The following is a 24,288-nucleotide window of genomic DNA, read 5'->3' on the forward strand; positions in this document are numbered from 1 at the left end:
AGTCATGCGTTTGCAGGGCAAGCTCGCCATCGTCACCGCCGCCGCATCGGGCATGGGCCGCGAGGGCGTCCGCCGCTTCGTGCGCGAAGGCGCGCGGGTGGCCGCGATCGACATCAGCTCGGAAGCGCTGAACGCGCTGGTCGCCGAGTTCGGACCGGACAAGGTGGTGCCGATCGTCGCCGATCTCTCGACGCCCGAGGGCGCGCGGGGCAGCATCGACCAGGCGGTGGAAGCGCTGGGTGGAGCGGATATCCTGTGGGCGCATGCCGGCATGCCCGGCCCCGCCTCGGTCGAGAATCTCGACATGGATGCCTATCGCAAGGCGATCGACCTCAACATCACGTCCGCCGCGCTGGGCGCGGGCCACGTAGCGCCGCACATGCGGGCGCGCGGCGGCGGCTCGATCATCTTCACCTCGTCGATCTCCGGGCTGGTCGGATCGATGATGAGCCCGATCTATTCGGCGGCGAAATGGGGCGTTGTCGGGCTCGGGAAATCGCTGGCGCTGGCGCTGGCGGGCGACGGCATCCGCGTCAACGTGGTGTGCCCGGGGCTGGCCGATACGCCGATGAAGATCGGCTTCACCGGCCGCAGCGGCGATCCGGCCGAAGCGGCGGCGAACGAAGCCAAGGTGGTCGGCGCGGTGCCGATGGGCCGGCTGGTCAAGCCGGGCGAAGTGGCGGATGCGGCGCTGTGGCTGGCTTCGGACGAGGCTAGCTTTGTGACCGGCGTGGCGCTGCCGGTGGATGGCGGGTTTACCGCGCGGTGATTCTGGGGCGCCCCTCCAAGATCCTCCCCCGGAGGGGGAGGATGGAAGGCCCCGCAGTTGCCGCGCAGCAACTGGCGTCATATCGCGGCCCCTTCCCCTTTGTGACGGACAGCATCGATGACGGTACGGCAGGCGGAGAACGCGCTTCAGGTGCTGGAATATTTCGCCGAGCGGCGGCGACCGGCGACGGCAGCGGAGATTGCGGACGATCTCGGCTGGCCGCGATCGAGCACGTTCAAGCTGCTCGGCACGCTGGCGGCGCGGGGCTATCTCTACGAGCCGCAGGGGCGCGGCGGGCACTATCCCAGCCCGCGCTGGCTGGAGCTGGCCGAGCAGGTGGCGCAGGCCGATCCGCTGCCGCCGCAAGTGCTCAAGCTGGTGCAGGACGTGGCGGCCGAGACCGGCGAGACCACCGCGATCTCGGCACCGGCGGGCATCTTCGCGATGTTCGTCGCGGTGAAGGAATCGCGCCATGCGGTGCGCTACTTCGCGCAGGTGGGCGACCGGGTGCCGATCCATGCCAGCTCGGCGGGACGTGCGCTGCTCGCCCAGATGCCGGCCGAGGAGCGCCAGGCGCTGTACCGCAAGATGGATTTCACCGGCTATTCGGCGACCACGCCGGTGTCGCCCGAGCGGATCGAGGCCGACCTGGCCGAGGCCGCGGCGCGCGGCTGGCACCAGAGCAATGCCGAGTACACGCCGGACCTGGCGGGCGTCGCCCTGCCGCTGCCGGTGGCCGGGCGACGGCTGTCGATCGTGGTGGTCGGGCCGGTGTCGCGCTGCCTGGAGCGGCGGCCGGAGCTGGCGGCGGTGCTGCAACGGCAGGTGGGGAGGCTGGGCTGAACCTACTCCCCTCCCTGCAAGGGAGGGGAACGACATAACCCGCCCCCAATACCCCCGATGCCCCGCCGATGCAGGCGCGGGCACGGTTTCCAACGAGAGGAATGCCATGTCCCACGATCCCCGCGCGGCGATCGCCGCTGAACCCATGCGGCTGGCGCAGATCGCGGTGGTCGCGGTCTGCATCGCGCTGAACGCGCTCGACGGCTTCGACGTGCTGGCGATCAGCTTCGCCGCGCCCGGCATCGCGAAGGAATGGGGTGTCGACAAGGCGACGCTGGGCGTGGTGCTGTCGATGGAGCTGATCGGCATGGCCGCGGGATCGGTGCTGCTCGGCAATCTTGCCGACCGGATCGGGCGGAGGCCGACGATCCTTGCCTGCCTGTGCGTGATGGCGATCGGCATGTTCGCCGCATCACAAGCGACCGGCGTGGAGATGCTCTCGGCGATCCGGCTGTTCACCGGGCTGGGGATCGGCGGCATGCTCTCGGCGACCAGCGCGATGGTCGCGGAATTCTCGAACAGCCGACGGCGCGGGCTGAACACGGTGCTCAACATCGCCGGCTATTCGACCGGAGCGATCCTGGGCGGACTGGTCGCCTCGTCGCTGCTGGCGGGCAGCGGCGACTGGCGCCATGTGTTCCTGTTCGGCGGGACGATGACGCTGGTGGCGCTGCCGCTCGCCTGGTTCCTGCTGCCGGAATCGATCGACTCGCTGCTGGCGCGGCGGCCGGCGGGGGCGCTGGACGCGATCAACCGCGCCCTCGCCCGCCTGCGCCGCGCACCGATCGCGGCGCTGCCGCCAGCCGATGCAGCGCGTGCCCGGCCGTCGATCCTCGCCTTGTTCTCGCGCGACTATCGCGCGGTCACGATCCTACTGACGATCGCCTATTTCGCCCAGATCACATTCTTCTACTACATCCAGAAATGGGTGCCGAAGATCATCGTCGACATGGGCTTCGACGCGGCGCAGGCCGGGCGCGTGCTGGTGGCGGCCAATGTCGGCAACCTGCTTGGCGCGCTGGTGATCGGCCTGGCCACCCAGCGGCTGCAGCTCCGGCCGCTGATCGGTGGCGCGATGCTGGTCGGCGTGGCGGCGATCGGCGTGTTCGGGCTCGGTTTCCGCGACCTGACCCTGCTCTCGCTGAGCGTCGCGGTTGCGGCTTTCTTCATCAACGCCGGCGTGGTCGGCATCTACCCGCTGCTAGCCAAGACCTATCCGGCCGAGCTGCGCGCGAGCGGGACGGGCTTCGTCATCGGTGTCGGGCGTGGTGGGTCGATCCTAGGGCCGCTGCTTGCGGGGGCGCTGTTCGCCGGGGGTCATGGGCTGCTGACGGTGTCGCTGGTGATGGGTTCAGGCGGGGTTATCGCGGCGGTGGCGATCGGGTTGCTGCGCGGGCGGGATTAGTTTCTAGCGGTCATCCCGGCGAAAGCCGGGATGACGGTCAAATGGATTACTGCACCGAGCGCAGCAGGATGCTCGTCTCGCTGTTGAGCACGCCCTCGACCGTGCGCATCTCGCGCAGGATGCGATCAAGATCGACGAGCGAATCCGCATGGACCTCGGCGACCAGATCCCAGGCGCCGTTGGTGGTATGGAGGGCGGTGATCTCGGGCAGGCCGCGTAGCGCACGGATCACGGCGCTGGTCGAGGCGCCGGCGACTTCGATCAGGGTGATCGCGCGCACGCCCTCGCCCGCCCCCCGCTCCTCGGCGCGCACCGTGAAGCCCAGGATCGCGCCCGATTCGATCAGCCGGTCGAGCCGCGCCTGCACGGTGGCGCGCGATACCTTGAGTGCCTCGGCCAACCGCGAGACCGGGGCGCGGCCATCGGCCCGGAGCAGCGAGATCAGCTGGCGATCGAGCGAGTCGAGCAAAATCATGCAAATTGCCTAGCATAACCCGTCATTTTGACGAGTGGTTACCCATCAGCTGCGCACTATGGCAATTTTTTTCGACACTATGCGGAGCTAATTTCCCCGGAACGCGAACAGGAAGGGCAGCGGCATGACGATCTATATGGGTGTGGAAGATCTTTGCAGGCTGGTCGAGCAGGTTGGGGTCGAGCCGTTCATCCTCGGCATCGCCGACCGGATCGAGAGCGATTTCCGTCGCTGGGAAGCGTTCGACAAGGCGCCGCGCTATGCCAGCCACTCGCCCGACGGGGTGATCGAGTTGATGCCCGCGGCGGACCGCGCACGCTTCAGCTTCAAATACGTCAACGGCCATCCGAAGAACACCAAGCTGGGCCTGCAGACGGTGGCGGCGTTCGGCGTGCTGGCCAATGTCGACACCGGCTATCCCGTGCTGTTGAGCGAGATGACGCTGCTGACCGCGCTGCGCACCGCGGCGACCTCGGCACTGGCGGCGCGCTATCTCGCCCGGCGGAACAGCCGGACGATGGCGATCATCGGGCTGGGTGCCCAATCCGAGTTCCAGGCGATCGGCTTCCGCGCGATGCTGGGGATCGAGCGCCTGCAGGTCTGGGACGTCGATCCCGCGGCGACCGCCAAGTTCCGCGTCAACCTGGCCGACCAGGGCTTCGAGATCGTCGCGGCCGCTTCGGCACCCGAGGCGGTACTGGGGGCCGACGTCGTCACCACCGTGACCGCCGACAAGGCGCAGGCCACGATCCTCTCTGACAACATGATCGGCGCCGGCATCCACATCAACGCAGTGGGAGGCGATTGCCCGGGCAAGACCGAGCTCGCCCCGGCGATCCTGTCGCGCGGCACCGTGTTCGTCGAATATCCCGAACAGACCCGGATAGAAGGCGAGATCCAGCAGATGCCGGCCGACTTCCCGGTAACCGAGCTATGGCGTGTCTTCGTCGGCGAAGCGGCAGGACGCAGAACGGCGGACGAGATCACCATCTTCGACTCGGTCGGCTTCGGGATCGAGGACTTCTCCGCCCTTTCCTATCTCCACGAACTGATCGAGGGCCGCGAGGACCTGCGCCGGCTCGACCTGATCGTCGAACCGAACGACCCACGTGACCTATTCTCTCTGGTTGCCCGGCGCCGGACAGTGCAGCAGCAAGCAGCCTGATGAGCGCCAACCTACCGGCACTACGGCCGGCGCGGCCGTGCGGCCAGTTATCACATTGCATCTCAGAAGAGAATCGCGCGTTTGTCGCTGTCCCCAGTGGGACGACAACTCATTTGAAGGAGTTGGGGAGACTGGGTCTCCCCAGCGAGCAATCGATTAAAGCTCGAGCGGCGAAAACGACAGAAATCTGCCGTTCTCGGAGATTATGTCCGAGACAATATCAAATCAAGACACGCACCCTATCGCATTCGCAACAAGGTCCGGCGTGCGCCACTGTCCCCGCGTTCTACTTGGGAAACCGAGTCGAGCGAAAAGCGTTATGCGAAGGCCGGGCAGGATCTCGTCGTTTGCCCTGAGACCTGTCCGGTACCGGGGCAAGCGCCATCCATGCAGCACGTACGAGATGTTGCATGGGCCTGGCAGCCAGCCATCCTGGGCGGTTCGCTAACCTCGCTTATGTGGAGCTGAACACCGACAATATCAGCGAGCGCACGCCGCCGGCTAAGACTCCAATATGGGACGCCCCCTGTTCGAAGGCAGGCTGCAAAGGTCGCGGGCAGCTTCATAAGACCCTGCCCAAATCCTCCCCTTGGCAGGCCTTACTGCCCGGCGCTAAATGGATCTCACCCGAAAAGCACCGCTGTCACCGGAACGCTCCAAGCCCCAATAGCGCGCCCACGCTTCGAAGCTCGCATAGGCAACGATCAGCCGGGACTCGTAGCTCCAGATCAGGCTCGCATCGCTGAGCGCCGTGTCGATTCCGGCGCCGTCGAGCAGGCCATGCGCGACCAGCACGCCGTCCAGCAGCAGCTCGCGCAGGAATGGGACGTTCTCGGCGACCGCCCGGCGATAATAATTGGTGGCGTCGCCCTTGTCGCGCCGGGTGCGGACGCACTCCGGCAGCCAGTCGGCGAAGAGCTGGCGCGCCAGCGCACGATTGCCCGAGCCTTGGGCCAAGCGGTAGGTGGGTATGGCGAGGCAGGCCTCGACGATCGGCCGGGCAAGCAACGGATGAACGAGTGCTGCGGCGCCGCTTCGCCAGGTCGGGCTATGGAAATGCTGGCAATTGGCGATCGCGCCGAGCTGCATCCGGCGGGCCGGCGCCATGCCGGCATCGCCGGCCAACCAGGGATGGCGCGACAATGGCCCAGCCAGCGCAGCGGCGCGCGCGCCCAATTGCATGCCCGGCAGCGACTGCGGCGGCGGGCGCAAGGGCGCGAAGCGATCGACAAGCATCAGCGCATGCACCCGCCAGATCGAGCAATGGGCGCGCATGGCTGCATCATAGGCGACGCGCGACCCAAAGGCGCGCCAGCCCATCGCGCGTGCATGATCGACCGCGACCAGCGGCGTCGGCAAATTGCAGAAGATCGCATCCCCGCCTTGGCCGGTGAAGATCGCGTGTGAATCGAACGCCTGGGCGACCCCGACGCTGGCACGCTCTAGAATCGGGTCGAGCCCGAATAGGACCGGCTCGACCGGCTGCTCACCCAGAAGCAAATCCTCGAAGCGCAGCTCCCTGGCATCGGCGGCGACTTCAATCATCCGAACGCCCCAGCGATCGGCGACGGCACGCGCCTCGGAGCGCTCGTCGCCGCCAGCATGCGCGACCGCGAAGTTGACGCAGCTGATATCGATAGGCTCGGGCGCGCTCGCCAGCGCGCCGAGCACTATCGCAGAATCGAGGCCGCCTGAAAGCTCCAGCGTCACGCGTTGGTGACGCGCCGCCAGCGCGCGTACGCAGCCGATGACTGTGCTGCGCAAGTGCGCCGGGGCGGTCGGATCCTCAGGCACTGGATCGCTGAGCACTTCGGGGCCCGGCCAGAGCGTTCGCGCCGCGCCGATGCCATGGCCGTCCCAATCGATCGCGCAGCCCGCCGGCAATTGGTGCACGCCTTGAAGGAGCGACCGCCAGGTGGGGAGCAAGGGGTTGAAGAGCGCGCGTGCCAGCATCGGCACATCGATCCGCGGCGCGATCCCGGCTGCCTCGCGCAACCAGCGCGGCAGACTGGGCGCGAGCAGAACCAGCCCGGCGCCTTCGGCAATCAGCGCCGGAGCCGTCCCGCCAGGCTCGCGCAGAAAGGTCCAACCTGAGGCTCCGCCACGGCGGCGAATGGCAACGAACCCGCCCCAGGCGGCGCGCAGCAACGCGAGGTCAGTCATGCCCGCCAGGCAGTCCGGTTGCGCACGCGCAGCACCGGCTTCGCCGAGGCTGGCCGTATCGAAGGCCGTGCCGATCAGCGCCAAGGTCCCTTCACGGTCGCCATCTACCGACCAGCGCGGCGCGTCCGCTTCGCCGAACACCATCAGCCCGGGATGCGACAGCTGTAGCTTTAGCCTGGGTGCTTCCACGGCCAGCGCTGCGAGGATGCGGCGAAGAGAGGCTGATTCGGCTACCGGATCCCAGCAAAGCCCTAGATAACCGAGCGCCGAATAGGCGTCAGACGGCGACAATGGGTGTGAACCAGCGGACATGCTCGAGGCTGTCGTTGAGGACAATATCATCATGCTCGACCCAGCAATGGGCCTCGAACGGATAGGTGCGCACCCCAAACACCCATCGCGCCCGCAGACCATGGCGCTGGAGCAGATCCAGCAGGAATAAGGAGCTCGGCAGGCAGCTCGACATCGCCGGCGCAAATGGCTGGATGTCGCGCGCCAGGCGCGCCAGCGCTAGGAGGCACTCGCCATCGTCCTCTCGCCCATGCGCGTTGCGGCGCGCAACCACCGCGAGCCAGCGGCGCGGGCGAAACAGACAGAGGCGCAGGCGCGTGCGCACCGCAGCCCTAACAAGCAGCCAGGCCCTCCAAGGGGTAAGCCGGGCACGCGCACCGGGCAGCCGAAATAGGTCGCGTCGCGCCCGGCTCTCGACGGGCGGCGCATCAGCAGGCGTGTCGATCAGCCCGAACAGCCCCGCTGCCTCAAGCTCATCCAGCAGGTCGGCGCTTGGGCGAAAACGGTGGTTCCCGAGCAGCGCCGCCTTCACGCCGCGAGTATGCACGCGAGGCAGGCAGAAATAGGCATTGGCACGCGCATCGAGCAGGACGATATCGCCGTCCACCTCCGCGAGATAGACGTCGGGAGAGAGACCATAATACATGGCGGCACCCGGAAAATGGGGACGGCCGAACCGGTCGCCCCCAGACCTGCCGTTACGGCGTGGGAATGCCGAGCAGGATGCTGCCCGGCTCGTTCGGCTGGACGAGCACGACGGACTTGGTGAGCTTGCTCACCTGCCCGACGTGGACGAGCCGTGCTGACTTGGTCTGCATATAGATCTCCACTGTCGTGCCGCGGAATTGCGACAGGCCCAGCAGATGCCCTTGCCTTTCTATTCTCAAACTATATCGGCTCTATTTCTTGCGCGATGCGCCGCGGCCATCGCGCGCGCCACCGGCTCGGCATGGCCGCGACACCGGCGCAGGATCCGGCAGAGGACGGCGACCGCCTGTCGCCAGTCTTCGGCGCTAAGCAATGCGGATAGAGTGGCGAGCCCTTCGTCCTCCCCATAGATCCCCACCTGGAAGCGCCGCGCCGCGGCCAGGCAGTCGATGAAACTGCAACCGGCAAGCACGAGCCGGGTGTTTCGCGACAAGCACATCACCGCTACGAATTTTTCGCCCAGGGGATCCATCTGGACGCTCGTCGCCTCGACCTCCGTCGCGCCTACCGGCGCCGACGCACCGCTGCGCCCAGCCTCGCGAAGCGCGGCGACGAGATGCAGCTCGCAAAGATCATAGAGCTCGACCAGGTCGAACCAGGAGGGCAGCGGCACGAAATAGCCGTGCCGGCGCCGGTCCTCGATCAGGCGCTCGCCCGCCAGGTGCGCGAGCGCCTCGCGCACAGGCGTCGGACTGATGCCTAGCCGCTTCGCCGCCTCGATGACGACGATCTGGTCGCCGGGCAGGACTGCCCCGGTGACAACATCCCGCCGCAGCCCGCGATAGGCACGTTCATACGGATCGCCCCGCCCGCCTCGTTCGATCCCCCACTTCTCCTGCACCTGGCCAGCATCGGTTCGCAGTACAACCCGTCCAGCAATATCCTCCAAAATGGGTAGAACTGCTGCACCGCTCCGGCCAAAGAACCAAAAACCGATCCTGTATCGGCACAGCGTGCGCCAATTCTACGGGAATGTTGCCGCGTCCGCATGGAAAAGCGTACAAATATTGGCAGAATGCGTATCATTCCCTGATGCCACCCCGCTTGTTCCCGGGCGAACTGGCCGACAGCCCGACGCAACAATTGGGTGCGAGAATTAGGCTTCCGGAAATCGCGACCGCGATTGAAGACGGAGAGCGTGGAGGCATATGAAGAGCACCGAGGAGCGCGCCGATATCAGCCTGCTTTCGACTGCGCTCAAGGCGATCCGCATGGATCGTCGCATGCGATCGAGCGAGGTGGCCCGCGCGCTCGGCATGCCGCTCCGCTCCTATGAGCATTTTGAATCCGGTCGCGGCCGCATCACTTTCGACCGGCTGGTGCGGTTCGCGGAAGTCACCAACAGCGATCCATTCGCGATCATTGCAGTGCTGGCGCTCAAGTCCCCTGAATTTGCGCTGCGCTGCGCGGACAATAAGTTGATGACGATTCTGATGATCGCGATGAGCGAGCTCAACGAGACTCTGGGCGACGACATCACGTTCCTCGAGCCCGGCACGCTGATCGGCGCCTTCACCCGGGTTACGAAGGACTTGAGCGACCATATCGCGAAGCGCGACCTGTTCGCCGAGACCTGGATGAAAGAGCATAGTTCCAAGGTGCAGGGCGCACGGCCGCTCGATACCCGCCGACTGGGCCGCCGGACTGCGGACTAGATTCTGGCCACGCGCAGCAGGCGCCGGACCAACGCGCCACCGCCAGTTTAGCCTCCTCCGCCAGCTTGCGGTAGATAACCGATCAATCGGAGGCTAAGCACGCTCGCGGCGATTGTGTCGGCGTCTTCCCATAGACAAGTTCGAATATCGTACACGATGCCCTGCCATTCTCCGCACGATGGAATTTCCTGTTTCGCCCCGGCGCTATTGAAGCGTCGCCGCGATGCGCGCTCGCGCGCCCGGCCGGCGCGGGCGTCGGAAACCATCCGCCGCGCCGATCGGGATCGGCCGATCAGCGGACGGTGAATTCCACGGGAACCGAGAGCTGCAGTTCGTCTGCACGATCCGCAGGGATTTCCGGCAGCGGCTGCGCGCGACGGATCGTCTCGAGTGCCGCGCGATCGAGCGCAGCATTGCCCGAGGAGCGCACCAGCGCCACGTCGAGCACCCGCCCTGCGCGGTTCATCCGGAACCGCACATAGGCAACGCCCTGTTCCCGCCGCGCACGCACGGACGCCGGATAGCGTCGATACTTCTCCAGATGCGCGAGCAGCCGTGCTTCCCAGCTTGCCGGGGCATCGCTGGACATGCGTGGCGCCGGCGGCGCGGGCGTCGATTTGGGCGCGGTCGTCTCGGGCACCGGATCGGCATTGGGCGCGGGCTCGACCGGCGGCACGGGCGTGGTCGGCTGGGTAAGCAGGTGGGGCACGATCACCCTGGGCGGTTCGGGACGCACGGGCTCGGCCATCCTGCTCGCCTTGCGTTCCTCCTGCACCCGCCCCTCCGGCACTTCGCGAACCGGTTCGGGCGGCGCGGCGAGCGGCAGCAGCTCCACCATCATCGGTGCCGGCCGCGCCGGGATCGTCGCAGGTGCCGCCCAGCGCAATATGGCGAGCGCGAGCATCGCCGCCGGCACGGCAAGCGCGCCACCCAGCCCGATCGACCGCGTCCGCCAATCCTGCGCGCGATAGCCATGCCGCTGGACCGGCAGGAGCAAAGGCGACGCGACCGCATCCTCCGGAAGCATCAGCTTCACGGCAGTCCCGCCCCGCTCGGCAGGGGCCGGGTGACGATCCACAGCGCGCAGCCGCCCATCATCACGGCAACGGTGAGTGCCAAGGGCCAATGCGGCCGCGCGCCGAGCCAGAACAGGCCATAGCCGAGCACGATCCCCATGCAGGCCGCCCGCTTCGCCCGTGCAGGGATCGCCCGCTCGGCCTGCCAGGCGCGGATCGGGGGACCGAAACGCGGGTGGGTGCGCAGCCAGGCCTCGAGCCGCGGCGAGGATCGGGCGAAGCACCCGGCGGCGAGGATGACGAAGATCGTCGTCGGCATCAGCGGTACGACGATGCCGATCCCGCCCAGGCACAGGCAGGCGAGTCCGGCGACCAGCCAGACCGCCCGCGTCGCGCGTCCGCCGCGCGGCATCGCCGGTTCGGCGTCAGGCAAGGACGCTGTCGGCATGGCGCTGCACCCGGGCAAAGGCCGCCCTCGCCCCTTCGACGGCACGCGCCTCCGCGGCCTCGTCGAGCGGTATCGCATCGAGCGAGGCGGTGAAGCTGCGCCACTGCGCGGCCGGCCCTTCCGGCGCCGGCGCCAGGTGCCGCGCGCCATGGGTATCGGACAGGCCGAGCTTCGCTGCCGCCTTGCGTAGCAGCGCCGCCCCCATGTTCGATCCTTCCGCGACGTAGAGCCAGCCGAGCGCCGTGGCGGGGTCCACCTCGCCGGCCGCGAACGCCGGTGCATCGGCCTCCGCCTCGCCCAGTCCGAGATCGGCCAGGTCGGCTTCGATCAGCGGCAGCCGGCGCCGGTCGGCGAGCCCGGGCAGCAGCGCGCGCATCCCGGGATCGGCGTAGAGCGCGTCGATGTCGCGGTGGAAACGCCGCTGCATCGCGACGAAGCGGACATAGCCCGCCAGGCTCTCGAACAGCCCGGCGTCCATGATCGAGCGATCGAGCCCGTCATGCACCTCCCGCGTCGCCTGCTTGAGCCGCTGCGATCGCGGCAGGTTCGTCACATCGGTCATCCACATGCTCCTTCAGAACCGGAAGTTCACGCCAAGACGGATGCTGTGCGCGTCGGCATTGCTGCGCGTGCGCCGCCCGTTCACCGTGCTCGACGTGCCGGTGTAGCTGGTCATCTCGCGCAGGATCGCGCCGGTCACCGGATCGCGCAGGATCGCGTTGGTCACCGGATCGCGGAGAACCGCGCCGGCCACGGTGAAGTTCCGCCCCACGCCCGCGCGGGCATCGTCGAACTGGAACGCGCCGCTGCCGTAGCGCGCATAGCCATAGTCGCCGCGCACGGACCAGTTGTTGCCCAGCGCCCATTCGACGCCGCCGCCCACGCTCCAACCCGTCGCCAGGCGGCGGTCCTTTTCGGAGAACATCGGCGCCGAATTCTGGCTGAAGCGGCGATTGGCGTTGAAATAGGTCGATGCCGCATTGTCGAGATACTGGGTGCGCGTCTGCACTTCCTGCATCGCCGCCAGACCCGCGCTGCCGAACACCAGCACCGGGCCGGTCGCATAGCCCAGCCGCGCACGCAGCCCGCCGGTCCAGTCCGATCCGAACTCGGTATCGGCCTGGTTGCGCATGTCCTGCGGCGTGGTGATCGCCGTATTGACCAGCAACTCGGTCGAGTTGGTGTAGAGCCGCGACCGCGCCCGGCTCAGGCCGAAATCGCCTTCGATGCCGATCACCCAGTGCCGCGCGAGCTGCCAGTTATAGCCGCCGAGCAACCCGATCCGGCTGCCATTGCCCTCGGCCTCGCCGACTTCGGTGGCGGGAATGCCGCCGGTCGCGCCGTTGCCGGCGGTCGAGCGGGTGCGGCGGCTTCTGACGAAGTCGTGTCCCGCCGCGAGCCCGATATAGGGGCCTGACCAGTCGCCATCGAAAGCGGCCAGCGCCGGACGTCCGTTCAACGCCTCGATCGCCCGCTGGCGGGCATCGCGCGAGCGGCTGCGCGACGGGCCGCCAAAGCCGGCGGTCATCCCGATCCGCACGGTCCGCCCCGGCGAGGGCATCAGCCCCAGCGTCAGCGCGTCCATGTAATAGCGATCGGTCAGGTTATCGATCGCCACGTCGAGCCGCAGATCGTCGCTGATGTCGAAGCTGCCATAGACGTCGAACAGGTCATAGGGCGACCAGTCGATGGTGGTCATCGTGCCGCCAAAGGTGATGATCGGCGTGTCGCGCCCGCCGACATGGCGATAGCGCCCGCCCAGCGTCAGCCGCTCGTCGAGCAGGCGGACGCCGGCATTGACGTTCAGGCTCAGCTTGGGCGGCAGATGCGCCGGGACATAGCTGTCAGCGGTGCCGCCCTCGCGGCAGGTGTGATTGGTCCCGCAGAACTGCTTGAAGGTGTAATAGGTGCCGCCGAAATCGGCGAAGACCACGCCCGCATCATATTGGAACGACGCCTCCACGCCCTGCAGCCGCGCCTTCTCGATATTGATGATCGAGGTCATGCCCTCGCTGATACCGCGGGTCAGATAGTCGTCGATATCGTTGCTGAAATAGGCGAGCTTGGCCTGGAGCAGGTCGCCGACCTTCGCCAGGTTGGCCAGTTGCAGGTTGGTGCCGACTTCGCTGTTGCGGGCATGCTCGGGCCGGATCGGGTTGCGCGGATCGGGGTAGAAGGAAAAGCCCGTGGTGGATTCGAACAGGCTGGGATTGCGGATCGCCTCGGCATAGCGGGCGTAGAATTGCAGGCCCTTCACCGGCTCGATCAGGAAGGACGCGATCGGCGCGAAGCCGGCATTGCTCTCGCGATTATAGCCGGTGACTTCCACCTGCGGCGTGCCCGCCCAGGTATGCGTCTGGTTCAGGTCCTGCGAGACGGTGTTGGTGTAGCGCAGCGCCGCGTTGAAGGTCACCCAGTCGTTCGGCTTCAGCTCGCCGGCGATGAAGCCGCTATACTCGTCGCGCCAGCCGTGCCGCGGCTCGACGAACGACGTGTAGCCCGAATTGCCCTTGTAGGTGTCCCAGCCGCGCGGCGGAGTCATGTCCTCACGCGCATAGCTGCCGCCATAATCGAGATCGAGCCGGCCGAGCGGCGTGTACAGCGTCGAGCGGTTCGACAGGTTGACGCCCCAGCGGGTCGACTGGCTCTGATAGGCCGCATCGGTCACGCTGACATTGCCGTTGGGGAAGACATAGCGATACAGCGTCTCGATGCTGGTGAAGCTGTCGGTCTTCCAGGCGTCGATCTTGAGGTTGATCAGGTCGGTGCTGTCCGGATCCCAGCGATAGCGCGCGGTATAGGTATCCACTTCCGCCCGACTGAGCGGCGCCTGCAGCGCCCCGCCGAAGCGGATGATCTGCGACGGCATCATCTCGCCGAAATCGCTTTCATAGCGGACATAGGACAGGTCGATCCCGTGTCCGTCGCCGAAGCGCCAGGTGCCGCGCAGCAGGTACGAACTGTTGTCCTGCGAGGTGCTGAGCACTTCCTCGCCCAGATTGTAGCGCTGGAGGACATTGCCGAGCGTGCCGGTGCCGCCCGGCGGCACGGTGCCGTGCTCGCCGCCGAAATAATTGCCGAGCTTGCGCCGCGCGACCGCGCCGACCAGCTCGATATTGTCCCCCACGCGTCCGGCGGCGGCGACGCTGAAGTTCCAGCCACCCAGGTCGAGCGCCCCCGGCCGGTCGAACCGCTCGGCGCTGCCCGTGCCGGTGCCCGGCGTCGCCGTCGGCGGCGGCGCGACATTGTTGCCCGAAAGCCCGCTGCGGAAGCGGATGCCGAAGTCGCTACCCTCGGCGATCAGGTCCTTCGCACCGATCGTATCGACGCGCACCAGGCCGCCGGTCGCGCCGACGCCGTCGGCAGCGGCGCTTGGCCCCTTCTCGATCGTCACGCTGCCGACCAGGTCGGGATCGAGATAGGTGCGCCCCGCCACGCCCGAATAGCCACGATAGACGGTCGATTGCTGGAGCGATCCGTCGATAACCACCGGCACGCGGTCCATCCCCTGCATGCCGCGGATATTGACGTCGAGCGCGCCCGAATTGCGGTTGTCGCCGTTGAGCACGCCCGGCGTGCCGCTCAGGAAGTCGCCCGGCGAGGTGCCGCGGAAGCGCTCGATCCGCTCCCGGCTGAAATAGGCGGTGGACTGGGCGCCGGTGAAGTTGCGCCCCTCGCCCGCATTGCCGGCACCCGTGCCGCCCGCACCCCGGGCACCGCCACCCGTGCCGTCATTCGCCCCCTCGACGCGCAGCGTGCCGAGCTGGACCGTGCCCGCATCGGCACGCGGCGCGGCTTCCAGGATCGCCGAGGTCGCGGCGGTGAAGCGATAGGTCAGCCCCGTCCCCTCGAGCAGCCGGCTCAGCGCGGCCGCGGCGGAGAGATTGCCCTTCACGGCGTTCACCCGGATCGCGGTGCCGTCGATCCCGCTCCACGAGACCTGCACGCCCGATTGCCGCATATAGATGCGCAGCGCTTCCTCCAGCGTCGCCGCCGGAATATCGAAGCTCTGGGTCGCCGCGCCGTTGCCGCTCTGGGCATGCGCGACGGTCGCCCCCGTCGCGAGCGCGATCACGCTCGCGCTGCGCAGGCAGCGAATGGCAACGGACATGGCGAAGTTGGAACGAAGCATGGAGCCCCCGGTTCGATGAGCGCCGCCCCGCGCGGCCCCTTCAAATGCATATGCTAATCATTATCAATTATGCATCTGAGAGACTGGCGCCGGAGAGAAACACCCAACCCCCTTTCGGTGATTTTTATCGGATCAGCAGAATCCCGCCCGGCAGGCAGGTCAGCCGCAGCCCGGCGGCGGCGGCAATCGCGGCCAGCGCATCGTCGGGACGATCGACCCGAAACACGCCGCTGACCGGCTTTGCCCGGCCGAGATCGGCCATCAATATCACCGGCGCGACACGATAGCGGCGGATCTCGGTGATTGCGGCGGCGGCGGGCTGCCGATCGATCAGCAACTCGCCCATACGCCAGGCCGCAACCCGATCGGGCCGCACGTTCGCCAGCCGCGCGACGGCCCCGTCGACATAATGCGCGCGCTGCCCGGCAGTCAGCGGCATCGCCCCACGCGCTGCGATCACCCGCACCGCGCCCTGGCCAACCGCGACATCGGCGCCCTCGCCATTGCCGGTCGAGACTTCGAAGGCGGTGCCGATATCCTCGGTGGTGCCGCCCGCCGCATCGACGCGGAACGGTCGCCGATCGTCATGCGCGACGTTGAACCAGGCTCGCCCGCGCAGCAGCCGCACGCGCCGCTCGCCGCTGGCATACTCGACGGCAATCGCCGATCCGCTGTCGAGCATGGCGGCGGAACCGTCCGCCAGCGCGACCGAGCGGATCTCGCCGGTGCCGGTCAGGTGATCGGCCTGCAGCCGAACGTTGAGCTCGGGCGCGGCGACCAGCACGGCCAGGCAGGCCGCCATTCCCGCTCCCACCAGCCCGCGTCGCACCGATCGCGGCAGCGCGCGCCACCCGCCCGCACCGCGGCGATCCCGCCGCGCGGTCACCGGCGGCAGCTCGGGCTGGGCGAACAGGCCGCGATGCAGCTCCAGTTCCTGCCAGAAGGCCCGCTCACGCTCGAAAGCACGGGCATGCGCAGGGTCCGCCGCCAGCCACTGCCGGAGTTCCGCCAACGCCCCGGCACGCGCCTCGCCCGAGGCGAGCAGCCGCACCCATTCGCGCGCGCGCTCGGCAATCTCGCCGGACATGTCCATCGATCCCGTCATCCGTTCGCGCAAGAGTCCCTCCGCGCATAGGACTGTCGGCAGGGCCGGATGCCCAACCCCCGATGCAGCGATTTCCTCATTCGCCGTCGCGCGCCCTCGCCAGCAGCTGCATCGCGCGCCGCATATGCTTCTCGACCGTGGTGGTCGAAACCCCCAGCCGCTCGGCGACCGCACGCTGCGACAGCCCTTCATAGCGATGCAGCTCGAACACCCGCCGCGTCTGCTCGGGCAGCGCCCGCGCCGCCGCCTCCACCCGGGCGAGCGTATCGTTGGCGATCACCACCCGCTCGGCCGCAAGCGCTTCGTCGCATCCCCAGAGCAGCGCCTGCGCCTCGACCTCGACGCCGGATCGGCGCGCCTCGCCCTTGAGGTGATCGATCGCGAGATTGGTGGCGAGGCGATAGAGATAGGCGCGCTGGTTGGTGATCGGCGGATCGTCCGCGATGCGCTGCGCCCGCAGCCAAAGGCTCTGCGTCACATCCTCGGCCGCCGCCGGATTGCCGACGATCCGCCCGATCAGCCGCAACAAGGACGGCCTTTCCGAAACCACGAGCCGGGATATGACGAGTGCGTTCGTCCGCATGTCGCGGCTCTAGTAAGTTTGCGAATGACTCGCAACAACCCGTGGAGATCGGTCGCTGCTGGTCGGATTCCGCTCAGGCGATGATCCGTCCAGCGGCCAGCGCGCCCTCGCCATAGGCGCGCAACGTCCGGTCCGCCTGGAAGAGCAGGTCCCGTTCGATCGCCAGGCCCAGCGGCCCGCGAAACTTGCCAAGCTCGGCAAGCGAGACCGTGCAGACGCGTGGGGCGCCGGGAAGCGGATCGCACAGCCCGAAGGCCCGATCGGGGTCCCTCGGGTCGAGTTCCGCCAGGAGCCAGATGCCCCCGGTATCGGGGCAGTGCAGCTTGACGACGGGCATGGGGTCATGGGCGATGCCTGCCAGGGTCTTCTCGCCATTTTCGAGGAGCGCGCCCAGGATCGCGGTGGGCAAATCAAGCGTCATATGGTTTCCGTTGCTGACATGCGACGCGGTCCCCGCGCCTCGCCGCCGTTCGGATCCCGGCACTCCGCCGGTCTTCCCCAGGTAAATCAGGGCCTTGGCCCGGACAATCGGAAGCCCGCCTGCCTGACAAGATTTTACATCGGGATGGGGCGCTTCCCGGCCGGCCATGTGCCTAGCCCCGCCGGGCCGGGGGACCCGGCGGGGCAGCACGGCCCGACAATCGAGGGAGAGTCGGACCGGCCGGGACTCCGGGAGCACGTGGGGCGTGCTGTCCGGAGGGGGGCGAATATCGTCTGCACGAACGCGCGCACCCCTGAGCCACGCGTCCCGAGACGGCCCGCCAATATCCCATCCGCCAGGGCAAAGCCCGATCAAATGCGGTTCGGTTACAACAGTTTACAATCGCGCCCCGTAGCGATGGCGCCAGCGCGCGGACAGGAGGGCCAAGCCACGCCTTCCCGTTACAACAGTTTACACCGGCAATGGCTGTCCCCGTGGGCAGTGCTTTGCTAGCACTTCACCATGAGGCGAGTTGGTAGCAGCCCAGGAAAGCCCCGCGTCCATTCGGCGCGATCGCTATGGAGGAAGCGCACGCGACACCGACATCTGGCGTTCGGGAATAAGTGCTCGCTCTCAATGACAAAGGACGAGACGTACTTGCGTAACGGTTTCAGCCGCGATGGTCGCTGTTAAGCCGGGGTTCCCGGACCAGAACGGTGCGATGCACATCGCCGTGGTCGACGATGACGAGGAGATCATCGACTTCGTCAGTGCCGCGCTGACCGCAGCCGGATATGCCTGCACACCGTTCCGGACCGGCGCCGCCCTGCTCGCCGCGCTGCGCCGCCAGACCTTCGACCTCATCCTGCTCGACTGGAACCTGCCCGACAGCCTGGGCATCGACCTGCTCCGCTCGATCCGCGGCACGGGGGCGCACTCGACCGCGATCATCATGCTGACCAGCCGCTCGGACAAGGACGACATCGCCGTTGCCCTGCAGACCGGAGCCGATGACTATGTGGTCAAGCCCGAAAGCTCGATCGTGATCGCCGCGCGCGTTGGCGCGGTCCTCCGCCGCGCGCTGCCCGATGCCGCGCAACAGCGCGTCTCGATCTTCGGCAAATACGGCTTCGACCGGCTGACCGGCCATGTGCGCTTCGAAGGCGCCGACATTCCGCTCAGCGCCAAGGAATTCGGGCTCGCGCTGCTGCTCTTCGAGAACATGCACCGGCCGCTGTCGCGCAGCTATCTGCTCGAGAAGATCTGGCAGAGCGCGGGCGACCTCCCGACCCGCACGCTGGACATGCACGTCTCGCGCATCCGCGCCAAACTCAACCTGACCCCCGCCAATGGCTACCGCATCGTCGCGATCTCCGGCTTCGGCTATCGCATGGAGCAGTTCGGCGCGGAGGAGTTGCAATGATCCCCGACACGCCCCCACCCGTCACCCGGTCCGCGCCGCATGCCAATGCCATCGCCTATGTCATCCGGCGCGGCGACACGGCCGACCAGCTGAGCCGCAAATATCTGGTCGAGGGACGCGACTGGCGTGCCCTGCTCAAGCTCGCCCGGGTGCAGAACCCGCGCCGCCTGCCGACGGGCCGGCAGCTCCTGATCCCGCGAAGCTGGCTGCGCTACCGGATCGAGCCCGCCCGGCTGGCGAGCTATCGCGGCAAGGTGGCGATCACCGCCAACGGGCGCGAGGCCGCCGCGGTGATCGGCGCGAGCATCGACGAAGGCACGTTCATCGCCACCGCCGCCAACAGCTTCGCCACGCTGATCCTTGCCGACCAGTCGCGGATCGTGCTGCCCTCGCAAAGCCGCGTCCGGGTCCGCGAATTGCGCCGCATCCTGCTCACCAACGCGATCGACTATCGCCTGGAGATCATCAGCGGCCGGCTGGAGACCAAGGTCCAGCCGCTGGAAGGGCCGTCCGGCAGGTACCGGATCGAGACGCCGGTGAGCATGACAGCCGTGCGCGGCACCGAGTTCCGCGTGTCGTTCGCGGCAGGAACCGCGATCACCGAAGTGCTGAGCGGCCATGTGCTCGTCACCGACAGCGACGGGCAGACGCGCGCGCTGGCGCTCGATCCCGGCATCGGCGCGGCCCGCGACGGGGAAGGCGCGGTGCGTACCGAGCCGCTGCTCCCCGCCCCCGCGCTCGAGGATCCGGGCGCCGTGCAGCTCGACGACAATGTCGCGTTCCGGGCCGCGACGACGCCGGGCGCCGCGCGCTACCGGCTGGTCATCGCCAGCGATGCGGGCTTCATCGACAACAATGTCGAGCAGATCTCCGAGGACGGCCGTTTCTCCTTCGCCGACATTCCCAATGGCAACCAGTTCGCCCGCATCTCGGCGATCGCGCCGAGCGGCGTCGAAGGCTTCGCCCAGAGCTATGGCTTCAAGCGGCGCCTCGCCTCGCTCCATGCCTCGGTCGACGCCGCGGATGACGGCTATCGCTTCCGCTGGTGGGGCTCGGGCAACGGCACCCGCCGCTATCGCTTCCAGCTGCTCAGCGACACGCCCGAGGCCCCTCCCATCGTCGATCGGGTCGGGCTCGAGCAGGATTCGCTCACGCTCCACCGGCTCGCGCCCGGCGTCTATCACTGGCGCGTCGGCCTGTTGCAGATCGAGGCGGACGATACCGTCGAGACCTGGACCAATCCGGAGAAGCTGACGATCGCCGGCCCGTCCGCCAGGCGCAAGGCGGATCGCTGACCTTGGCCCGCACCCGGCTGCTGCTGGAATGGGCGGCGATCGCCCTGCTGGCGCTGGCCGTTTCCTGCGGCCTGGTGCTGGGCGGCGGCGTCTCCCGGCTCGACAGCGCGCTCTATGACGGCCTGGTCCGCTTCCGCGCCGCGCCGCCCTCCGACCGGATACTGATCGTCGCGATCGACGATGCCAGCGTTGCCGCGCTCGGCCATTGGCCTTGGCGCCGCGACATCCATGCCCAGGCGCTCGCGCGCATGACGGCTGCCCGGCCCGCCGCGATCGCCTATGACGTGCTCTTCACCGAGCCCGCCGCGCGCCCCGCCGAGGATCAGGCGCTGGCCGGGGCGATGCGCCGCGTGCCGATCGCCCTGCCCATCCTGCTCGAGGCACCCGGCACCGCCGGCAGGGAATTCGATGCGACCCTTCCGATCTCGCCCGAGCGCGAGGCGGCGGCGCTCGGCCATGTCGCGCTGCCGCACGATCCGGATGGCAGCGCCCGCGCCGCGCTGCTCGCCCTCGACATCGACGGCCACCCCTTCCCGCATCTCGCCGAGACGGCCTATCGCCTTGCCAACCGCGCGCCCTCGCCGGCCTTTGCCCGCGCCGCCGCGCAGGGCGACTACCGGGTGTTCGTGCCCTATGCCGCAGCGGGCAGCTTCCGCACCGTGCCGTTCAAGGACGTGCTCGCGGGCGACGTCCCCCAGGGCTTCCTCGATAACAAGCTGATCCTGGTCGGCGCCACCGCGGCGGGCCTTGGCGACCGGCATTTCGTCGCGGGCGCGGGCACCCTGCCCGGCGTGGAGGTGCAGGCCAATCTGCTGAACGCGCTGCTCGCCGACCGGTTCGTCCAGCTCGCATCGACGCCGTGGCGCCTGCTCTTCGCCGGCTTGCCCAGCATCATCCTGCTGCTGCTCTTCCTGCGGCTGCGGCCGACCCAGTCCCTGCTCGCGGCGCTGGCGATCTTCGCGGTGACGGCGATGCTGCCCATCGCCCTGCTCCTGCTCGCCGGCATCTGGATCCCGCCGGTATCGGCACTGCTGGCGCTCGCGCTGGTCTATCCGCTCTGGGGATGGCGCCGGCTGAGCGCGATCCACCGCGCGATGTCCGACGAGCTGACCCGCTTCGGGGCGGACAGCGCCATCGCCCCTTCCGCGCCCGTCGGGCTCGATCCGACGGGCAGCAATGCGCTGGCGCTGAGCAGCTCGATCGCGCGCCTGCGCGATCTCAAGCAGTTCGTCGCGGACACGATCGAGGGCGTTGCCGATCCGCTGATCGTGACGACCCTGTCAGGCGAAGTGCTCCTGGCCAACCAGCCCGCGCAACTGCTGCTCGACGGCCCGCTCGACCTGTCGGAAGTGGCGCGGCTGATCCGCGAACCGGCAGCTGAGGACGTGCGGCTTTCCGACGGACGCAGCTTCTCGCCGCGCAAGACCGCCCTCACCGGCGCAAGCGCCGAGCAGCGCGGCTGGATCCTGCTGCTCGCCGATATCACCGCGATCCGCGCCGCGGAGCGCGACCGCGAGGTCGCGATCGAGTTCCTCAGCCACGACATGCGCTCCCCCCAGGCCGCGATCGTGGCGCTGGTCGAGGGCGAGCCGGGCAAGGACATTCCCGAAAGTCTCGCGCGCCGGCTCGCCGGCCATGCCCGCCGAACGCTGCGCCTGGCCGAGGATTTCGTGCAGTTCGCCCGGCTGGAGACCGCTGCGTTCCAGCCCGAGGAAATCGACGTGGCGGACTGCCTGGCCGAAGCGAGCGACGCGGTCTGGCCGCTCGCCAACGCCAAGGGCGTGCGCATCGTCGTCGATGCCGGCTTGGAACCGCACTGTATCCAGGGCGAGCAGCAGGCATTGACGCGCACGTTGCTCAACCTGCTCGACAATGCCGTGAAATTCAGCCCCGAAGGGGGCGAGGTTCATTGCACCCTGGAAGCGGTAACGGAGGAAGGCGCACGCTGGCAGCGCGTCGAGATACGGGACGCCGGATCCGGCGTACCCGCCGAACAGCTGCCCTGGCTGTTCGAGCGCTTCGGCCCGACATCGAAGGAGAAGAAGGGCCTGAGCGCCGGCCTGGGCCTCGCCTATGCCCGCACCGTGGCGGAGCGCCACAACGGAGTTCTCGTCTATCGCGCGGCGCCAGGCGGCGGCGCCTGCTTCACCCTAGTCCTTCCCGCCAGTCCAGGGGCTGCCTGACAGGGCGGCGCGGGCCAGCAGCGGCAGCACCTTCCGGGCCGAACGCGGGCAGCGATGCGCGGTCGCCGCACTCCGGAAGAGCAAGCGGCCGCTGTCCCGCGCGATCATCGCGACCGACAGGACATATTCGCTACGACGACAGGTGGCGATGCCTTCGGGGTCATCGGGAACCGGCCTGGCGCCCGGAAGCGCCACCTGGAGCGCCTTGCGCGCGACCGCGAACCCCACATCGACGCGGACCGGCGCGGCGGGATCCTCCTGCAGCCCGGCCGCGACCAGGGCGCGGCGCACTTCCTCGCGCGCCTCGACGCCGATCGGCGTACTGGTGTCCGTGCCGGCGAGGGTGAAGCGCGTCGCGGGCGGCGCCGAAGCTTCGCCGACGATCAGGTCGCTCCGCTCGATCGGCGCGACGCAACCGGCCAGAAGGGCGCAAGAGGCAGCCGTGATCCAGAAAGCACAACGCAATTCGTTCTCCCTCATGGTCCACCAGGGAGAACCATAGAGATGCCGCCGCCGAGCCTCAACTCGGCGGCGACTGCGACCGATGGGAGGTTCGCAACCATGCGTGTAACCGGTTAGATCATAGGAAGTCGCGCGCCATTTCGCCCGCTTTACAAGGTTTTACAAAGCCCGATCAGAAGCGGGTAACCACGACCCGGTCTCGCCCTTCCTTCTTCGCCCGGTACAATGCCTTGTCGCTCTCCCCGATGATGTCTGCAGGCGCGATCGCGCCGGGATCGGTCACCACAACACAACCGCAGCTCATTGTCACGAAGGGCGAAATGGGCGACGCGGCATGCGGGAGCCGCGCCCGCGCCAGTTCGGTCGCGATATCCTCGAGCAGCCGCCGGGGCTGGTCCGTGCCGGGCAGCAATAGCATAAACTCCTCACCGCCATAGCGCGCGGCGAGGTCATAGGGTCGCCTGGCCGCGTCGGCGAGGATATCGGCGACCCGCTTCAGCGCGGCATCGCCCCGCACATGGCCGTAGCAATCATTGTAGAGCTTGAAGAAATCGACATCGACCATCGCCAGGGCAAGCGGCTGGCCCGTGCGCGCGGCATGCAGGCAGGCCCGTTTCAGCGCCTCGTCGAAGCGGCGGCGATTGGCGATACCGGTCAGCGCGTCCTCGCCGGCCTGACGCCCCAACTCGGCGGTGCGCCGGGAAAGCGCCAGCTTCTCCTCTTCCAGCGAGAGATTGGCCTGTGTCAGCCGTGCCTCGACCAGGCGGGCGCGCTCGCGAAGATCGGTGACGTCGCGGGCGATGCTCACCAGGCCGTCGATCTCGCCCCGTTCGTTGCGATGCGGGCTCCGGGTGATGAGGAAGATCCGTTCCCCGCCATCCACCCGGAAGACTTCCTCGGTGACCGAGCAGATGCCGGTCGACAGGACCTGCTCCTCCCCCGCGCGAAGGCGCATGCCGATCGCGTCGCCGAAGATCTCGATCGCGTTCCGACCGAGGATTTCCTCGCGCGGCAACCCCGCCAGCGCCTCCGCGCTGCGATTGAGCATCCGACAACGGCCCAGCCGATCCTGGAAAGCGATAACGTCGTCGGCGCTGTCCATAACCGCGCGCAGCTTTCCATGGACCGACTGGGCCTCTCGCGCCCTGTCGCGGGTGGAGATCCCGGGCGATGTGACACGGGGCGATGCGGGGAAGCCCAGGTTGCGCACGAAGGCCATGAACAACTTGCGGCCGGCGACCATCTGGCAGGCGAGGCGAACCTCGGCCGGATAGGTGGTGCGATCCTTGCGGACGACGATCTGCGACAGGGTGGCGGCGGCTCCCGGCGCCGCGGCGGCCCACAGCCTTGCGTTCGCGGCCGGCGTCCTGCCGCAGGATATCTCGTCGACCGTCAGGCCGGTCAATTCCGCCCGACTATAGCCCAGGTCGCGGCAGAAGCGGTCGTTCACATCGAGGATGCGCCCGGTCACGTCATGCACCAGGAAGCCGTCCGGCGAACCTTCGATCAGGATGCGAAGGCTGTCCGCGCCGATCGCCGGCATGTCCGGCACGATCTCCAGGGGATGCGCGCCCATCAGGCCCTGCGCCACGCGCACGGGATCGCGCGCCCTTCCCCGTTGAGTTCCGGCCGATGCCGGCAATAGTTGATCACGCCCCACCCAAGCTCTTCGCAAACCCGATACGGATCGCTGAGCCCATCCGGGATCAGCGCATCTACCGTATCCGCCAAAAGCTTTACCGAAGA

21 protein-coding genes are annotated in these 24,288 nt (G+C 68.1%); 8 read left to right on the plus strand and 13 right to left on the minus strand.

Annotated features, from left to right (window positions below; translation table 11 throughout):
* Positions 1-4: 4 nt before the first annotated feature.
* The 3 genes from HNP52_RS14695 (at position 5) to HNP52_RS14705 (ending at position 3,017) form a co-directional block, all read left to right on the plus strand.
* Positions 5-769, plus strand: coding sequence for an SDR family NAD(P)-dependent oxidoreductase (locus HNP52_RS14695; protein ID WP_184168406.1), 765 nt, complete (start codon positions 5-7; stop codon positions 767-769).
* A 117-nt stretch (positions 770-886) separates the two neighbouring features.
* A complete protein-coding gene (locus tag HNP52_RS14700) occupies positions 887-1,612 on the plus strand; it encodes an IclR family transcriptional regulator (protein WP_184168407.1) in 726 nt (241 codons plus the stop codon).
* A 106-nt stretch (positions 1,613-1,718) separates the two neighbouring features.
* Positions 1,719-3,017: an MFS transporter gene (locus HNP52_RS14705; RefSeq protein WP_184168408.1), complete on the plus strand. Its 1,299-nt coding sequence runs from the start codon at positions 1,719-1,721 to the stop codon at positions 3,015-3,017.
* A gap of 46 nt (positions 3,018-3,063) precedes the next feature.
* On the opposite strand, the gene HNP52_RS14710 is transcribed toward HNP52_RS14705, so the two are convergent.
* Positions 3,064-3,492, minus strand: coding sequence for an Lrp/AsnC family transcriptional regulator (locus HNP52_RS14710; protein WP_183998593.1), 429 nt, complete (start codon positions 3,490-3,492; stop codon positions 3,064-3,066).
* 124 nt (positions 3,493-3,616) lie between these two features.
* Here HNP52_RS14710 and HNP52_RS14715 point away from each other — a divergent pair, with 124 nt between their 5' ends.
* A complete protein-coding gene (locus tag HNP52_RS14715; RefSeq protein WP_184168409.1) occupies positions 3,617-4,657 on the plus strand; it encodes an ornithine cyclodeaminase in 1,041 nt (346 codons plus the stop codon).
* A gap of 612 nt (positions 4,658-5,269) precedes the next feature.
* Here HNP52_RS14715 and HNP52_RS14720 read toward each other — a convergent pair.
* From HNP52_RS14720 to HNP52_RS14730, 3 genes are all read right to left on the minus strand, one after another.
* On the minus strand, positions 5,270-7,132 hold the full coding sequence (locus tag HNP52_RS14720) for an asparagine synthase-related protein (protein WP_184168410.1): 1,863 nt from the start codon (positions 7,130-7,132) through the stop codon (positions 5,270-5,272).
* Positions 7,098-7,757, minus strand: a complete 660-nt coding sequence (locus HNP52_RS14725; protein WP_184168411.1) for a lasso peptide biosynthesis B2 protein — start codon at positions 7,755-7,757, stop codon at positions 7,098-7,100. Before HNP52_RS14725 ends, HNP52_RS14720 begins: the two co-directional genes overlap by 35 nt.
* Before the next feature lie 237 nt (positions 7,758-7,994).
* Positions 7,995-8,660, minus strand: coding sequence for a GntR family transcriptional regulator (locus HNP52_RS14730; RefSeq protein ID WP_184168412.1), 666 nt, complete (start codon positions 8,658-8,660; stop codon positions 7,995-7,997).
* 307 nt (positions 8,661-8,967) lie between these two features.
* Between HNP52_RS14730 and HNP52_RS14735 the strand changes: the two genes are divergently transcribed.
* On the plus strand, positions 8,968-9,474 hold the full coding sequence (locus HNP52_RS14735; RefSeq protein WP_221262736.1) for a helix-turn-helix transcriptional regulator: 507 nt from the start codon (positions 8,968-8,970) through the stop codon (positions 9,472-9,474).
* 292 nt (positions 9,475-9,766) lie between these two features.
* Here the strand turns inward: HNP52_RS14735 and HNP52_RS14740 are convergent, their stop codons facing one another.
* From HNP52_RS14740 to HNP52_RS14770, 7 genes are all read right to left on the minus strand, one after another.
* A complete protein-coding gene (locus tag HNP52_RS14740; protein WP_184169172.1) occupies positions 9,767-10,501 on the minus strand; it encodes an energy transducer TonB in 735 nt (244 codons plus the stop codon).
* Positions 10,502-10,506: 5 nt separating this feature from the next.
* Entirely contained in the window at positions 10,507-10,923 is a 417-nt protein-coding gene (locus HNP52_RS14745) for a YbaN family protein (protein ID WP_311768478.1), read from the minus strand.
* The gene (locus HNP52_RS14750) at positions 10,916-11,500 is read right to left on the minus strand and encodes a biliverdin-producing heme oxygenase (protein ID WP_184168413.1); all 585 of its coding nucleotides are present in this window, start codon (positions 11,498-11,500) and stop codon (positions 10,916-10,918) included. The genes HNP52_RS14745 and HNP52_RS14750 overlap by 8 nt, the downstream gene beginning before the upstream one ends.
* A gap of 12 nt (positions 11,501-11,512) precedes the next feature.
* Entirely contained in the window at positions 11,513-15,049 is a 3,537-nt protein-coding gene (locus HNP52_RS14755) for a TonB-dependent receptor domain-containing protein (RefSeq protein WP_184168414.1), read from the minus strand.
* A 145-nt stretch (positions 15,050-15,194) separates the two neighbouring features.
* Positions 15,195-16,187 carry a FecR domain-containing protein gene (locus HNP52_RS14760; RefSeq protein ID WP_184168415.1) on the minus strand — a complete coding sequence of 331 codons (993 nt, stop codon included), beginning with the start codon at positions 16,185-16,187 and terminating at the stop codon, positions 15,195-15,197.
* Positions 16,188-16,251: 64 nt separating this feature from the next.
* On the minus strand, positions 16,252-16,758 hold the full coding sequence (locus HNP52_RS14765) for an RNA polymerase sigma factor (protein WP_184168416.1): 507 nt from the start codon (positions 16,756-16,758) through the stop codon (positions 16,252-16,254).
* Positions 16,759-16,831: 73 nt separating this feature from the next.
* Complete coding sequence (locus HNP52_RS14770) at positions 16,832-17,179, minus strand: DUF2958 domain-containing protein (RefSeq protein WP_184168417.1); 348 nt, start codon at positions 17,177-17,179, stop codon at positions 16,832-16,834.
* 679 nt (positions 17,180-17,858) lie between these two features.
* Here HNP52_RS14770 and HNP52_RS14775 point away from each other — a divergent pair.
* Genes HNP52_RS14775 through HNP52_RS14785 form a run of 3 tightly spaced genes read left to right on the plus strand, consistent with a single transcriptional unit; the run spans position 17,859 to position 22,080 of the window.
* Complete coding sequence (locus HNP52_RS14775; RefSeq protein ID WP_260396166.1) at positions 17,859-18,602, plus strand: response regulator transcription factor; 744 nt, start codon at positions 17,859-17,861, stop codon at positions 18,600-18,602.
* Complete coding sequence (locus HNP52_RS14780) at positions 18,599-19,897, plus strand: FecR domain-containing protein (protein ID WP_184168418.1); 1,299 nt, start codon at positions 18,599-18,601, stop codon at positions 19,895-19,897. Before HNP52_RS14775 ends, HNP52_RS14780 begins: the two co-directional genes overlap by 4 nt.
* 2 nt (positions 19,898-19,899) lie before the next feature.
* Positions 19,900-22,080: a CHASE2 domain-containing protein gene (locus HNP52_RS14785; RefSeq protein ID WP_184168419.1), complete on the plus strand. Its 2,181-nt coding sequence runs from the start codon at positions 19,900-19,902 to the stop codon at positions 22,078-22,080.
* Here HNP52_RS14785 and HNP52_RS14790 read toward each other — a convergent pair.
* Together HNP52_RS14790 and HNP52_RS14795 are read right to left on the minus strand one after the other, a co-directional pair.
* A complete protein-coding gene (locus tag HNP52_RS14790; RefSeq protein ID WP_184168420.1) occupies positions 22,048-22,545 on the minus strand; it encodes a hypothetical protein in 498 nt (165 codons plus the stop codon). The two genes, HNP52_RS14785 and HNP52_RS14790, sit on opposite strands and share 33 nt — an antisense overlap.
* A gap of 169 nt (positions 22,546-22,714) precedes the next feature.
* Positions 22,715-24,139: a diguanylate cyclase domain-containing protein gene (locus tag HNP52_RS14795; protein WP_184168421.1), complete on the minus strand. Its 1,425-nt coding sequence runs from the start codon at positions 24,137-24,139 to the stop codon at positions 22,715-22,717.
* Positions 24,140-24,288 lie beyond the last annotated feature (149 nt).

This window comes from Sphingomonas kyeonggiensis, assembly GCF_014204495.1.
Classification (GTDB): Bacteria; Pseudomonadota; Alphaproteobacteria; order Sphingomonadales; family Sphingomonadaceae; genus Sphingomonas; species Sphingomonas kyeonggiensis_A.

Excerpts from the sequence above, each read along its gene's own strand:
- HNP52_RS14695 (WP_184168406.1), top strand. The coding sequence starts at position 5 with ATGCGTTTGCAGGGCAAGCTCGCCATCGTCACCGCCGCCGCATCGGGC.
- HNP52_RS14700 (WP_184168407.1), top strand. The coding sequence starts at position 887 with ATGACGGTACGGCAGGCGGAGAACGCGCTTCAGGTGCTGGAATATTTC.
- HNP52_RS14705 (WP_184168408.1), top strand. The coding sequence starts at position 1,719 with ATGTCCCACGATCCCCGCGCGGCGATCGCCGCTGAACCCATGCGGCTG.
- HNP52_RS14710 (WP_183998593.1), bottom strand. The coding sequence starts at position 3,492 with ATGATTTTGCTCGACTCGCTCGATCGCCAGCTGATCTCGCTGCTCCGG.
- HNP52_RS14715 (WP_184168409.1), top strand. The coding sequence starts at position 3,617 with ATGACGATCTATATGGGTGTGGAAGATCTTTGCAGGCTGGTCGAGCAG.
- HNP52_RS14720 (WP_184168410.1), bottom strand. The coding sequence starts at position 7,132 with ATGTCCGCTGGTTCACACCCATTGTCGCCGTCTGACGCCTATTCGGCG.
- HNP52_RS14725 (WP_184168411.1), bottom strand. The coding sequence starts at position 7,757 with ATGTATTATGGTCTCTCTCCCGACGTCTATCTCGCGGAGGTGGACGGC.
- HNP52_RS14735 (WP_221262736.1), top strand. The coding sequence starts at position 8,968 with ATGAAGAGCACCGAGGAGCGCGCCGATATCAGCCTGCTTTCGACTGCG.
- HNP52_RS14740 (WP_184169172.1), bottom strand. The coding sequence starts at position 10,501 with ATGCTTCCGGAGGATGCGGTCGCGTCGCCTTTGCTCCTGCCGGTCCAG.
- HNP52_RS14750 (WP_184168413.1), bottom strand. The coding sequence starts at position 11,500 with ATGACCGATGTGACGAACCTGCCGCGATCGCAGCGGCTCAAGCAGGCG.
- HNP52_RS14755 (WP_184168414.1), bottom strand. The coding sequence starts at position 15,049 with ATGTCCGTTGCCATTCGCTGCCTGCGCAGCGCGAGCGTGATCGCGCTC.
- HNP52_RS14765 (WP_184168416.1), bottom strand. The coding sequence starts at position 16,758 with ATGCGGACGAACGCACTCGTCATATCCCGGCTCGTGGTTTCGGAAAGG.
- HNP52_RS14770 (WP_184168417.1), bottom strand. The coding sequence starts at position 17,179 with ATGACGCTTGATTTGCCCACCGCGATCCTGGGCGCGCTCCTCGAAAAT.
- HNP52_RS14775 (WP_260396166.1), top strand. The coding sequence starts at position 17,859 with ATGGTCGCTGTTAAGCCGGGGTTCCCGGACCAGAACGGTGCGATGCAC.
- HNP52_RS14780 (WP_184168418.1), top strand. The coding sequence starts at position 18,599 with ATGATCCCCGACACGCCCCCACCCGTCACCCGGTCCGCGCCGCATGCC.